Source organism: Sphingomonas leidyi (genome assembly GCF_011761945.1).
Taxonomy (GTDB): Bacteria; Pseudomonadota; Alphaproteobacteria; order Sphingomonadales; family Sphingomonadaceae; genus Sphingomonas; species Sphingomonas leidyi.
Map to the genome: position 1 here is coordinate 526,288 of NZ_JAASQV010000001.1, position 12,158 is coordinate 538,445.

The window sequence follows — 12,158 nt, forward strand, 5'->3', positions numbered from 1 at the left end:
GCGCTTCGAACGCGTGATTTAACCGTTCCTTCAAGGGTCGGGGACTAGGCCTAGGGGGCATGTCGGCACGCAGAGAGCCCTTGGCGACCTTGGTCGGTGCTTCCACGAGCGCCGTCGCGATCACCGCGGAACACGCGGGAATCGCGAGGGAATTCGTGCAGGTGCACAGCGCGCGGGCGGGCGGCGCGGACGCCGGCGTCCGCGGACGTGGCGGCAAGCGAGAACTGCACCGGGCAAGTAACGATCGCCATGTCGAGGGGCGCCTGTGGAGCGTCCTGGGCCTGTGCGAGATCGCGAATTTCGCGTCGCTGCGCCGGCATCTGGGCCGGGCCCGCGCCGATTCGCTGGTGCTGGACGTGGCGCGGCGAATCTCCGGCCTGGTGCCCGACATCCGCATCGCCGCAGCCGGCCGGTCGCTGATCGAGATCTGCTTCGAGCGGGAAACGCCCGAAGCCGCCGCCGACGATATCGACCGGATCCGCAAGAGCTTCCAGCGCACGCTCGATCTCGACGGCGAGCCGTATCATCTCCAGATGCATTTCGGCGTCGCCGCCGCGCCATCGGTCGAGGATGACGAGGTATTGCTCGCCGAAGCCGCCGAATCCGCGCTCGAGCAGGCGCGGGCCGACGGACGGGTGGTGATGCTCGATCTGTCGCGCGCGGATCTGGCCTTCGACAAGCTCACCTTGATGCGCGAACTGCCCCGCGCGATCGCCAATGGCGAGATGTTCCTGCAATATCAGCCCAAGGTCCATGTCCGCCGGCAGGAGATCGCCAGCGCCGAGGCACTGGTCCGCTGGCAGCATCCCACCCGCGGCCTGATCCTGCCGGGCGATTTCATCTCGGTCGCCGAGCAGGCGGGCGAGATTTCGACGCTCACGCTCTGGACGCTGCGCCAGGTGATCGAGGACCAGCGCAAGCTGCGCGCCGACGGCTTCGACATGCTGCTCTTCGTCAACATCTCGGGCCAACTCCTCGCCGACCCGGCCTTCGTCAACGAAGTGTGCGAGATGCTGGCGAACACCGACGCGAAGCTCGGCTTCGAGATCACCGAGACTGCGGTGATCCGCGATCCGGAGAGCGCGATCCGCCACCTCCAGTTCTTCGCCGACAGCGGCGTGACGCTCGCGATCGACGACTATGGCGCCGGGCTCTCCTCGCTCGCCTATCTGAAGAAGCTGCCCGCGCGCGAGCTCAAGATCGACAAGATGTTCGTGATGCAGCTCACCAGCAGCAATCGCGATCCGCTGATCGTGCGCTCGACGATCGATCTTGCCCATGCGCTCGAGATGGAAGTCACGGCCGAGGGCGTGGAGACGCCGTCCGCGCTCGCCCTGCTCAGCGTGATGGGCTGCGACATGGTGCAGGGCTTCCTGATCTCGCGCCCGCTCGGGCTCGATGCGTTCCGCAAGTTCCTGGCGGACGATGGCCATCTCGACAATGCGAACGGCCATCCGGCATCGTTCGTCCGTCCCGAGAGCTTCTGGAAGCGCGCCTGATGCGCGCGCTGCTGGGCTCTCTCCTTGCCGTTGCCGCGCTGTTCGCCGGCGCGCCCGCATTCGCCCAGGCGCAGCAGCGTTCCGATTTCCCGCCGGCGATCGAAGCCGAGATCCGGGGCGCCAAGGAAAGCATGATGTCCGATCAGGCGGAGGCGCTTCGCCACGCCGCCGCGATCGACGGGCTGGCGCTCGGCCTGCGGGACGCGCGGCGCCGGGCGCTGGCGCTGGCCACCGCGCGCTGGCTGGCCGCCGAGGCGCATATCCGCAACGAGGAACCCGCCAAGGCCGCGCCGCTGCTCACCGACGGCCTGAACCTGATCCGTTCGATCCCGGAGCCGATCAAGCTGCGCGGCGACCTGCTGATGTCGCAGGGCGCCTTCTTCATGGCGCGCGACCAGGCCGTGCAGGCGCTGGAGAGCTACCAGAACGCCTTCCGCATCTTCGGCGAGGTGAAGGAGCCGCGCAGCCAGGCGATCGCGCTGCAGAATATCGGCGGGCTCTACAGCGTCGCCAACGACGATGCGCGCGCCGAGGAATATTTCCACCAGGCCGCCGTGCTGTTCACCGACGACCCGGTGCTTTCGCTTTCGCTCCACAACAGCCGCGGCAATGTGCTCGCCAAGCTTGGCCGGGATGCGGAGGCGGGCAAGGAATATGAGACGGCGATCGTCATCGCGCGCGGCATGAACAAGCCGCTGCTCGAAGCGCGCCTGCTCAGCAACCTCGCGCGCAGCCAGGTGGCGCTGAAGCGCTATGACGATGCCAACCGGACGATCGCCCGCGGGTTCGAGCTCATCCGCGGCGCCGACGCCGATGTGCTGCGGCGGCACCTCCTCGCAACTGCGGCCGCCCTGGCCTCCGAGCGGGGGAATATCGGGGAGGCGTTGCGGTTCATCCACGGCACTTTCGACGGCATGGACCTGGCAAAGACCACGGTCGAATTCCGCAGCGACCATTTCTACGCCTACCAGATATTCAACAAGGCGGAGAACACGCGGGAGGCGCTGAAGCACATTCAGGCGATGAAGCGCCTCGACGATGAATCCACCAAGGTGGCCGCAACCGCCGGCGCGGCGCTGATGGCGGCGAAGTTCGACTGGGCGAAGCAGCAGAACCAGATCCTGCTGCTCCAGACGCAGGAAGCCGAGCGCCGGGTCCGCTACCAGCAGACCCTGTTCCTGCTCATCGGCGCGGCGACGGTGATCGTCATGGCCGCGCTCGGCTGGGGCCTCATCACCGTTCGCCGCAGCCGCAACAAGGTGCGCGCCGCGAACGTCGTGCTGGGCGAGACCAATGTGGCGCTGGAAAAGGCGCTCAAGGCCAAGACCGAGTTCCTCGCGACCACCAGCCACGAGATCCGCACGCCGCTGAACGGCATCCTGGGCATGACCCAGGTCATGCTCTCGGATCAGAAGCTCGAGGCGCAGACGCGCGAGCGGATCGGCATCGTCCACGGCGCCGGCGTCACCATGCGCGCGCTGGTCGACGACATTCTCGACGTCGCCAAGATGGAGACGGGCAATCTGAGCGTCGAGGCCGCGCCGATGGACCTGTGCGCCATGCTGAAGGACGTCACGCGCCTCTGGGAGGAGCAGGCGCGCGACAAGGGCCTCGCCTTCCGGCGCGAGCTCGGCGATGCGCCGCACTGGATCGTCAGCGATGCCGCCCGCCTGCGCCAGCTGGTGTTCAACCTGCTCTCCAACGCGATCAAGTTCACCGAGAAGGGCGGCGTCACGCTGCGCGCGGCGGCCAAGGGCGAGGGCGACGCCCGCCGGCTCAGGCTGGCCATCGAGGATACCGGTATCGGCATCCCCCGCGAGAAGTTCGAGGAAATCTTCGAGAGCTTCCGCCAGGTCGACACCAGCACCACGCGCCGCTTCGGCGGCACCGGCCTCGGCCTGGCCATCTGCCGCAACCTGGCGCGCGCGCTGGGTGGCGACATCATGGTGGAAAGCGAGGACGGCAGGGGCTCGCGCTTCATCGTCGATCTGCCGCTCGTCCTTGCCGAGGCCCCCCAGGCCGTCGTGGCGGACGAAAGCGCGGCGGGGCTCGACCTGGTCGTGCTCGACAGGAATCCGATCGCCCGCTCGATGCTGCGCACGTTGCTGGAGCCGCGCGTCGCCCGGCTGCGCTTCGCCGGTTCCGTCGCGGAAGCCCTGCCGATGCTCGAGGCCGGCGGTGTCAGCCATCTCCTTGCCGACGAAGCGACACTCAAGGTCGAGGCGGAGGGCCCCGCCCGGGCGCTTGCCGGTTTGCGCGCGGCGGCGGAGGGCGTGGCACTTGCCGTCCTCTGGCTCAAGCCCGATGCGGAGACCGCTGCTGAGCTGATCGCGGCAAGTGACTGCAAGATAATCGAAAAACCTATTACCGGCGTCGGCCTGATCGATGCTATCATTCCGTCAGCGGAAGAAAATTCCGGCAAGAGGGAGGGGGACCCGCTTGTATCTCGGGCGGCTTAGGACGATAGCACACCGGACATGAAAAAAACGGTCGCGCGCATCTCGGGGAAACCGGTCGCCACGGGCGGACGGGCATGAATATCCTCTTCATCGAGGACGATCCGATGAACCGTCGGGTCGTGAAGGACATGCTCGACGTCGCGGGAGCCACGATGGCGGAGGCGAGCTGGGCCGAAGAGGGTCTGGCGATGCTCGACGCGGAATCGTTCGACGTCGTGCTGGTCGATCTGCGCATGCCCGGCATGGACGGGTTCGAGACGATCCGCCGCATTCGCGCGCGCGGCGACGCGAAGGGGGAATTGCCGATCATCGTCGTCACCGCCGATACTGCGGTGGACCTGCGCGAGCGCTGCCTCGCGATCGGTGCCGATGACGTGCTGTTCAAGCCGGTGGCGATGGACGCGCTGTTCGATTCGATCGGCCGGGTCCTCGCGATCCGCGGCGGCGGGGGCATGATCCTCTGATTCCGGGCGGGGCGGCGGGAGCGGGTTGGTCCGTTCCCGCCGCCCGCGGGCCTCAGCGCGCGATGCCGATCATCGCGGTCGCGGTGTATCCGTCGGCGACGCTTCCGCGCATCGCCGGTGTCTGCTGGGCGATCTGGGCGCTGCTATTGTCGCCGAACACATTGTCCCCGCTCAGGCTCACGCCCGCGAAATTGCGGATGCTCGCCGCATAGCCGCTCGCGCCGTCATAGACCGTGCTGCACGCCGCGCTCGGCATCGCCAGCTGCGAGACGAGGGTCGCATAGCGGCCGCTCGTGGCGTTCGCCAGGCTCGAGAAGACTTCGAAATGGATGTGCGGCCAGCGCCCGGCATAGCAGCCGGGGAAGATGGTGGTGAACGTCGCCATGCCATTGGCATCGGTCACGCCGACGCCGCGCAGATAACTCTCGGCCGGCAGGTCGTAGAGCGAATATTTCCCGTCGCGGTCGCAATGCCAGAGGTAGATGGCATAGCCGGCGAGCGGCGCGCATGCGGCGTTCACGTCGACCAAGGTGAGCGTCAGCGCTACCTGCACCCCGGCCGCCACGGCAGTCGAGCTGCCGAGGAAGCTCGGGCGGATGTCGCTGCGCACCACGTTCGCGGCGGTGAGCACATTCGACGTGATCCCGCTCGAGACGTTGGTGCCGTCGGCCGGATAGGGGCCGTTGGTCTCGGCAGGGTCGGTGACGCAACTGGCGCCGGTGCCGGTCGCGCCGGGAGTCGGCGTGGCGGTGGCCGATGGCGAAGGGGTTGCCGTCGCGCCGCTCGATCCGGTGTTGCCGGTGCTCGCCGGCATGGCCGTCGACGAGCCGCCGTCGCAGGCCGCGAGCATCGCGGCCCCGCTCGCCCCTGCGAACCAGCCGAGCGCCCGCCGACGGCTGGCGAGCTGCGTCATTGTCTTCAGGTCATGGGCGAGGCCCAGGTCGTGCGCGTCTCGATGGTCCATTGTGCCTCCTTGGTTGGAAGGCTCTGGTCACATGCCGGACACATGGCGGAATTTCGCGCGGTCGCCGAACATTTCACTGCGTTGCGGCTCAGGCCGGCAGTCGTACGCGCACCCGCCCGCCGCCGCCCGGCCGATTCTCCAGCGTCACGGTGCCGCCATGCGCCTCGGCGATCGAGCGGACGATCGCCAGGCCCAGCCCGGTCCCACCGGTTTCCCGGCTCCGGGAAGCCTCGCCGCGTACGAAGGGCGCGAACAGCGCTTCGGCGCGCGCCAGGTCGAAACCGCGTCCGTCGTCTTCCACCAGCACGTCCACGGTGTTTTCGCCCAGGTTCCAGCGGAGCCGGGCGCGCTCGCCATAGCGCACCGCATTCTCGATGAGGTTGGCGAACAGCCGCCGCAGCGCCGCGGAATCGCCGCGCACCACCGCGCGCGGGCCCGGCTCGACGGCAACCGGTTTGCCCGCGGCCGCGAGATCGTCGACGAGGCTCTCGATCAGGCTGCCCAGGTCGAGCCTCTGATGGGGTGCCCCGTCCCGGCCGTCGCGCGTGAAGCTTAGCGCGGCCTTGATCATTCCCCGCATCTCCTCGATGTCCGCCTCGGCGCGCAGGCGGGCATCGTCGGGCAGCCGCTCCACCCAGAAGGCGATGCGCGAGAGCGGCGTGCCGAGGTCGTGCGCGATCGCACCGAGCATTGCGCTGCGGTTCTCGGCTTCGAGCAGGATGCGCTCCTGCATGCTGTCGAGCGCGCGGGCGAGTTCGTGCACCTCGCGCGGGCCGTTTTGCGGGATCGGCTGAGGTGCCCCCAGGCGCACGCGCGTCGCCGCCCGGGCCAGTTCGCGGATCGGCCGCGAGATCCGCCGCGCCACGCCCCAGGCGAGCAACGAGAGCACGAGCAGCGTGCCGAGCATCCCCAGCAGCCTGGCCAGGTGCCAGGGCGTGAACGCCGGCTTCGGCAGGCTGGAAGCGACGATCCAGCCATTCTGCTGCTCCAGCGCCACGGTGAAGCTGCCGCGCATGTCCTGTTCGGGGTCGCGTGCGGGAATCTGATACAGCCCGTGCACACGCTCGGCGGGCACGTCCATCAGCCGGGCGATCGCGGCATCGCGTTCGGGAGAAGGATGCTCGTCCTGGCGGCCGAACTTGTCCTCGTTGGTGCGGGTCACGGTCATCCGCCGCTGCGCGGTGGGCGGGACGATGCCCGTGCGCAGCGCCTCGGCGACGCGTGCCAGCGGCAGCGGCCCCGGTCCGGGCGGCGGGCCGTTGAACATGATAGTGAACTGCGTCGTCGTCGCGATCAGCACGGCGGCGATGACGAGCAGCACGATGGGAACGGTGATCGAACGCCGAGTCACGGGATCACTTGGCCGCGACTTCGGCGACGAACATATAGCCTTCGTTGCGGATGGTGCGGATCAGGTCCTCGGAGCCGGGCCGGGCTAGCTTCTTGCGCAGGCGGCTCATCTGCACGTCGATGGCCCGGTCGAAATGCTCGGCATTGGGGCCGCGCGAGAAGTCGAGCAGCATGTCGCGGGTCAGCACCCGGCGCGGCCGCTCGACCAGGGAGAGCAGCAGCCGGAATTCGCCGTCGGACAGATTGATGATCACGTCGTCCGGATCCCAGAGCTGGCGGGCCACCGGATCGAGCCGCCAGCCGGCGAAGCGCAGGAAGGCACGGGCGGGTGCCGCCGCCGGCGCGGCCCGGTCGCCCTGGCTGCGGCGCAGCACGGAACGGATCCGTGCCAGCAGCTCGCGCGGGTTGGCGGGCTTGGGCACATAGTCGTCCGCGCCCATCTCCAGACCGACGATCCGATCGATATCCTCGCCGATCACGGAATGGAGGATCACCGCGGGACCGGTCTCGCGGTCCATCGAGCGCAGGATGGCGAGCCCGTCCTCGCCCGGCATCATCACGTCGAGGACGATCAGCGCATAATCGTGGCGCGCCGCGAGCGTGCGCATCTCGGTCGCGCCTGCAGCCGTGTCGACCACATAGCCGTGCTGCGACAGGAAAGCCGCGGTCAGTTCGCGGATACCGGGATCGTCGTCGACGATAAGCAGGCGGGTTTCGAGGTCCAAGGCCAATGCGTCTTGCAGCATCCACTGGTGATCGGGCGCGAGCCTAACGCTGGTATTGCAGGGCTGCAATGCACCGAAACATATGGACGGAGCGGGATGGGGAAAGCCGTAATCCCCCTTGTCGCATCCAGCGGGTCGCCCCCGCCTCGCGCCGGGGCCCGCCATGCCGCCCGATAGGTGCTAATGATTAGCGATAACCCTCAATCCTCGAGGATCCGCGAGTGTTTCGCGGTGTCGCGCATGCGCAGATACGTCACCAGCGATACGCCGATCATTGCGGTGACGTACCAGTAGAAGCCACTTTCCCAGCCCGCGTCCTTGAACCACAGCGCGACATATTCCGCCGTCCCGCCGAACAGCGCATTGGCGACGGCATAGGGCAGGGCGACGCCCAGGGTGCGGATGTGCGCCGGGAAGAGCTCCGCCTTCACCACGGCGTTGATCGAGGTGTAGCCGGTCACGATCACGAGCGCGCCCAGCATGATCAGAAAGGCGAGCATGGGGCTGCGCACGCTCTCCAGCGCGGTGAAGATCGGCCAGGTGAGCAACACGCCGAGCACGCCGAAGCCGATCATCAGCGGCTTGCGCCCGATCCGGTCGGAAAGCGCGCCGGCCAGCGGCTGGATCAGCATGAAGCCGAACAGGGCGGCGGCATTGATCTCGGAGGCGGTGGCCCGGTCGAAGCCGGAAGTGTTGACCAGGAACTTCTGCAGGTAGATCGAATAGGCATAGAAGGCGAGCGTGCCGCCCGCGGTGAGCAGCATCACCAGCGCAGCCTCCCGCGGATGGTGCCGGAACAGCGCGAAGATGCTCGACTGGCCGCCGCCGCGCTTCTCGAAGCTTTCCGTCTCGGCCAGCCGACGCCGCAGCCAGAACACGATCACCGCCAGCACGCCGCCGATCAGGAAGGGGATGCGCCAGCCCCAGGCGTCGAGATCGGCTTCGCTCAGCGCGGATTGCAGCACCAGCAGCACGAGCAGCGCCACCAGCTGGCCGGAGATCAGGGTGACGTACTGAAAGCTCGACCAGAAGCCGCGATGCCGCTTGCCGGCCATTTCGGAGAGATAGGTGGCGCTCGCGCCATATTCGCCGCCCACCGAAATGCCCTGCATCAGCCGGGCGAGCACCAGCAGCGCCGGTGCGGCGACGCCGATCGTCGCATAGCCGGGAGTGACCGCGATCAGCAGCGATCCGGCGCACATCAGCGTCACCGACAGCGTCAGCCCGGCCTTGCGGCCATAGCGGTCGCCATAGATGCCCATCAGCCAGCCGCCCACCGGCCGCATCAGGAAGCCCACGGCGAACACCGCCGCGGCATTGAGCAGCTGCGCGGTCTGGTCGCCCTTGGGGAAGAAGTGCGGCGCGAAATAGAGCGTGAAGGCCGAATAGGCGTACCAGTCGTACCATTCGACCAGATTGCCGGCCGACCCTCCCAGGATCGAGCGCAGGCGGTGTCGAGGCGGCGTGGCGGTATCGGCTGCTGTCATCGCGCCACTATGCCGTCAGGAATCGCGCTTGTCTTTGGCTGCGATATCGGCTGTGTGGCGCCACGAATTTGGAGAGGGACTTCCGGAATATGCGTGCCATCCTGCTCGTCGGCGCCCTTGCGCTCGCCGGTTGCCAGTCCGCCGCGGAGCGGGAAGCCGCCGCCACGGGCGAGTTCGAGGTGCACAATGCCTCGATGAAGGAAGTCGCGGGACTGTCCAAGGCGGCGCATTCCAAGATGCTGATGCAGCCGGGCACCTGGGATTCGGGCATGCAGGTCGTTTCCGCCGAGTTCGCCGATGGGCCGGACAAGGCGGAGCAGCTGGCGGCGGTGAGGAAGCAGGAGCGCCATGCCGTGAAGTGCCAGACGGCGAGCGACCTCAAGCCGCTCGACATCGAGAATCTCGAAAAGGTCGCCGGCACCTGCACGTTCCCGCGCTTCGTGCAGAAGGGAGGCAGGCTCGATGTCGAGATCCAGTGCACCCAGGCGAACGGCGCGAAGACCACGCTTCTCTATGCCGGCACCATGGGCAAGCAGGCCTATGACGTGACGGTCGATCAGAAGAGCGGCGTGAAGGGCCAGCCCGGCTATGCCGCGATCCGGCTGCGGGTCTATGGCAGGCGGCTCGGGCTCTGCCAGGGTCAGCCGGCCGCCTGATCGGCTCGCCGCATCATTGCGGGGTCGGGACCTGTTCGCGCTTGAAAAATCGGAATTGCGCTGTTAGGTGGCCGCCACGACGCCGCAACTCCGCGTTCCGGCGAACCCTTTTCTATTGAATTGAAGATCGGAGCACTGACGGGTTTATGCAGATCATCGTTCGCGACAACAACGTCGACCAGGCGCTGCGCGCGCTCAAGAAGAAGCTGCAGCGTGAGGGCGTCTATCGCGAGATGAAGCTTCGCCGTCACTACGAGAAGCCCAGCGAGAAGCGTGCCCGCGAGCGTGCCGCCGCGGTCCGCCGCGCGCGCAAGCTCGAGCGCAAGCGTATGGAGCGCGACAGCGCCCGTTGATTTCGCGACCCGGCATTGCGCGCCCCGCGCGCGATGCCGTCGTGACTTTTCTGACTTTCGGGTAGCTGGCTGCCCGCGCCTGGAGCTCATCGCATGTCCGTGACCGCCGTTCCGCTCCAGCCCGTCAAGCGCAGCTACAAGGTCTGGCTCTGGGCCGGGCTGGTGCTGGCGATCGCCATTGCGGTGGCGCTGGCCTGGACCGGCACGCGCGCGCCCGTCGCCGCCAAGGGCAACGATGCGCAGTTCCTTGCCTGGAACAAGGGCCAGCTTGGCGTGCGGACCACGGACTCGGGGCTCCAGTATCAGGTCATCAAGGAGGGCACGGGCCCCAAGGCGCAGGAGGGCGACGGGGTTTCGGTATGGACCGTCGGCACGCTGCGCGACGGCACCGTCTTCCAGCCGGCCGGCGAGATCCGCCTGCCGGTCGGCGGCGCGATCCCCGGCTTCGACGAAGCGCTCAAGATGATGAGCAAGGATTCGAAGCTGCGCATCTGGATCCCGGCCAACATCGCCTATGAGAAGGCCGGCCCGCAGCATCCGCTCTACGGCAAGCTTCTGCAGTTCGATCTCGAGATCAAGCAGATCATTCCGGCCGCCGAGTTGCGCCAGATGATGCTCCAGCAGCAGATGATGCAGCAGCAGGGTGGTGCTCCGGGTGGTCCGGGCGGTCCTCCGCAGGGCGGCCCCGAGGGGCGTTGATCTCCGACGCTAGCGGCCGGGTGGGCTCGGGTCTGTCTTGATCTGTATGCGTACCGGAGACCCCGATGCCAATATCACGCCGAACTTTCTTCAGCGCCGGCGCCGGTCTGGGCGGGGCCTCGATGTTGTCGCTGTCGCCGGCGACCTTTGGCGCGCTGGGTGACGGCAGGACCATCGACACGGATGCGCTTGCCGAGGCGTTGAGTGCCGCGAGAGGGGCGAGCGGCGCGGTCCTGCTCGATGCGGGCAAGGTCTACAAGACCGGTGACCTGAAGATACCGCGCGGCACAGTACTGATCTTTTCCCCTGGTGCGCGGCTCGCGCCGGCGCGGCCTGGCGCCAGGCTGACGATCGACGGCCGAATCGAAAGCATCGGGTTCGATCGTATTTTCGAGGATGGCTGGACCTTCTACAAGAGCGAACCTGACATCCTGGACGGATTTCCGGACGTTCCGCTGGAATGGTTCGGCGGGCTTGCCTCCTGGACGGAGCGTCGCGACGCACTTCCTGCGTTTCGTTATGCGCTTGCCTTTTGCAAGGCGATGCGTTGTCGCGCCATCCTGCTCGGAAATGGCAGCTATTTCGTGTCGGATACGATCCGGATCGACGGCACCGTGGGAATCAAGGGTGCCGGGATGGAATCGACCTTCCTGATCCGCCGGGGCGGCGCGCCGAACGCCGCGACGATCCAGCTTGTCGGCGTGCGGGACGATGCCGTTGGCAATCTGGAGTATAGCGGGTTTTCCCTCCTGCCGCTGGAGCGGGAAGGGGTGGGAACAGGCATCGCGGCCGACTGGTTCGCCCATGTCCGCCTTTCCGAAGTTGAGTTCCGCAATCTTGCCACCGGGTTGGATCTCGTCGACGGGGCCTACTCGTGGCAGATCCTCGGCTGTCGGTTTCTGAACAATCGAACCCATGTTGCACTGGGCCCCAACGCCAACAATCTGATTGTCGCGCACTGCCAGCTGATGCACGGGGAGACCGGGATCGATTGCAAGGGCGCGAGCAACAGCATTTCCATCGGCGCCGAGACCAATTTCGAGGCGCTCACCGGGCAGCCGATCCGGTGGCGTGGAAATGGGACGACATTGTTCCGGTTCTCGATCACCGGCTGCCGTTTCGAGAAATGCGTCGGCGCGATCGGATATGGCGGCGGCAATGCGCGTGCGCTTGCCTTCTCGTTCGATCAGGGCTTCGTCGAGAACGTGAACGGCACGACCTCGCATTTCTTCGATCTGACCAATTGCGAAAGCGCCGTCGTCTCCCGGTCCTATTTCCAGCGCTGCAATGCCGCATTGGTCAACGCGCCGCGTTCTGCGAGCCAGGTGGTCATCTGCGACAATGTTCTGCGCGACATTCCGCAGATCAACTCGGCCTCCAAGTCCGGCGGTTTCGGGGAGGAAGAAGGTTTTTCGCGATGTCGCGCCTATAATTGCGGCGGAGTGAAAGGGTCTGCCTGAAAGCGCGCGCATGCTACGTTGACTCAACTCCGATCTCTCTGC

The 12,158-nt window shown here is 67.1% G+C and carries 11 protein-coding genes; 7 read left to right on the forward strand and 4 right to left on the reverse strand.

Annotation, left to right across the window (positions count from 1 at the left end):
* Positions 1-80 precede the first annotated feature (80 nt).
* The 3 genes from FHR20_RS02700 (at position 81) to FHR20_RS02710 (ending at position 4,422) form a co-directional block, all read left to right on the forward strand.
* Positions 81-1,499 carry a putative bifunctional diguanylate cyclase/phosphodiesterase gene (locus FHR20_RS02700; protein WP_243857102.1) on the forward strand — a complete coding sequence of 473 codons (1,419 nt, stop codon included), beginning with the start codon at positions 81-83 and terminating at the stop codon, positions 1,497-1,499.
* On the forward strand, positions 1,499-3,958 hold the full coding sequence (locus tag FHR20_RS02705) for an ATP-binding protein (RefSeq protein ID WP_167298104.1): 2,460 nt from the start codon (positions 1,499-1,501) through the stop codon (positions 3,956-3,958). The genes FHR20_RS02700 and FHR20_RS02705 overlap by 1 nt, the downstream gene beginning before the upstream one ends.
* A 74-nt stretch (positions 3,959-4,032) precedes the next feature.
* Positions 4,033-4,422, forward strand: a complete 390-nt coding sequence (locus FHR20_RS02710; protein WP_086128821.1) for a response regulator — start codon at positions 4,033-4,035, stop codon at positions 4,420-4,422.
* 52 nt (positions 4,423-4,474) lie between these two features.
* On the opposite strand, the gene FHR20_RS02715 is transcribed toward FHR20_RS02710, so the two are convergent.
* The 4 genes from FHR20_RS02715 to FHR20_RS02730 form a co-directional block, all read right to left on the reverse strand.
* Positions 4,475-5,386, reverse strand: coding sequence for a dioxygenase family protein (locus tag FHR20_RS02715; RefSeq protein WP_167298105.1), 912 nt, complete (start codon positions 5,384-5,386; stop codon positions 4,475-4,477).
* An 88-nt stretch (positions 5,387-5,474) separates the two neighbouring features.
* Entirely contained in the window at positions 5,475-6,737 is a 1,263-nt protein-coding gene (locus FHR20_RS02720) for an ATP-binding protein (RefSeq protein WP_341786395.1), read from the reverse strand.
* Between the two features lie 4 nt (positions 6,738-6,741).
* The gene (locus FHR20_RS02725) at positions 6,742-7,482 is read right to left on the reverse strand and encodes a response regulator (protein WP_167298106.1); all 741 of its coding nucleotides are present in this window, start codon (positions 7,480-7,482) and stop codon (positions 6,742-6,744) included.
* Between the two features lie 179 nt (positions 7,483-7,661).
* A complete protein-coding gene (locus tag FHR20_RS02730; RefSeq protein WP_167298107.1) occupies positions 7,662-8,948 on the reverse strand; it encodes an MFS transporter in 1,287 nt (428 codons plus the stop codon).
* A gap of 89 nt (positions 8,949-9,037) precedes the next feature.
* Here FHR20_RS02730 and FHR20_RS02735 point away from each other — a divergent pair, with 89 nt between their 5' ends.
* From FHR20_RS02735 to FHR20_RS02750, 4 genes are all read left to right on the forward strand, one after another.
* Positions 9,038-9,604 carry a DUF3617 domain-containing protein gene (locus FHR20_RS02735; protein ID WP_167298108.1) on the forward strand — a complete coding sequence of 189 codons (567 nt, stop codon included), beginning with the start codon at positions 9,038-9,040 and terminating at the stop codon, positions 9,602-9,604.
* Positions 9,605-9,750: 146 nt separating this feature from the next.
* Entirely contained in the window at positions 9,751-9,957 is a 207-nt protein-coding gene (rpsU, locus tag FHR20_RS02740; RefSeq protein ID WP_010545388.1) for a 30S ribosomal protein S21, read from the forward strand.
* A gap of 93 nt (positions 9,958-10,050) precedes the next feature.
* Positions 10,051-10,656 (forward strand): FKBP-type peptidyl-prolyl cis-trans isomerase, encoded by a 606-nt coding sequence (locus FHR20_RS02745; RefSeq protein ID WP_167298109.1) that lies wholly within the window; start codon positions 10,051-10,053, stop codon positions 10,654-10,656.
* 122 nt (positions 10,657-10,778) lie between these two features.
* The gene (locus tag FHR20_RS02750; RefSeq protein ID WP_167298110.1) at positions 10,779-12,116 is read left to right on the forward strand and encodes a hypothetical protein; all 1,338 of its coding nucleotides are present in this window, start codon (positions 10,779-10,781) and stop codon (positions 12,114-12,116) included.
* Positions 12,117-12,158 lie beyond the last annotated feature (42 nt).

Bases quoted from the DNA above. Each gene is read 5' to 3' on its own strand.
- FHR20_RS02705 (WP_167298104.1), top strand. From the start codon at position 1,499: ATGCGCGCGCTGCTGGGCTCTCTCCTTGCCGTTGCCGCGCTGTTCGCC.
- FHR20_RS02710 (WP_086128821.1), top strand. From the start codon at position 4,033: ATGAATATCCTCTTCATCGAGGACGATCCGATGAACCGTCGGGTCGTG.
- FHR20_RS02715 (WP_167298105.1), bottom strand. From the start codon at position 5,386: ATGGACCATCGAGACGCGCACGACCTGGGCCTCGCCCATGACCTGAAG.
- FHR20_RS02725 (WP_167298106.1), bottom strand. From the start codon at position 7,482: ATGCTGCAAGACGCATTGGCCTTGGACCTCGAAACCCGCCTGCTTATC.
- FHR20_RS02730 (WP_167298107.1), bottom strand. From the start codon at position 8,948: ATGACAGCAGCCGATACCGCCACGCCGCCTCGACACCGCCTGCGCTCG.
- FHR20_RS02735 (WP_167298108.1), top strand. From the start codon at position 9,038: ATGCGTGCCATCCTGCTCGTCGGCGCCCTTGCGCTCGCCGGTTGCCAG.
- rpsU (WP_010545388.1), top strand. From the start codon at position 9,751: ATGCAGATCATCGTTCGCGACAACAACGTCGACCAGGCGCTGCGCGCG.
- FHR20_RS02745 (WP_167298109.1), top strand. From the start codon at position 10,051: ATGTCCGTGACCGCCGTTCCGCTCCAGCCCGTCAAGCGCAGCTACAAG.
- FHR20_RS02750 (WP_167298110.1), top strand. From the start codon at position 10,779: ATGTTGTCGCTGTCGCCGGCGACCTTTGGCGCGCTGGGTGACGGCAGG.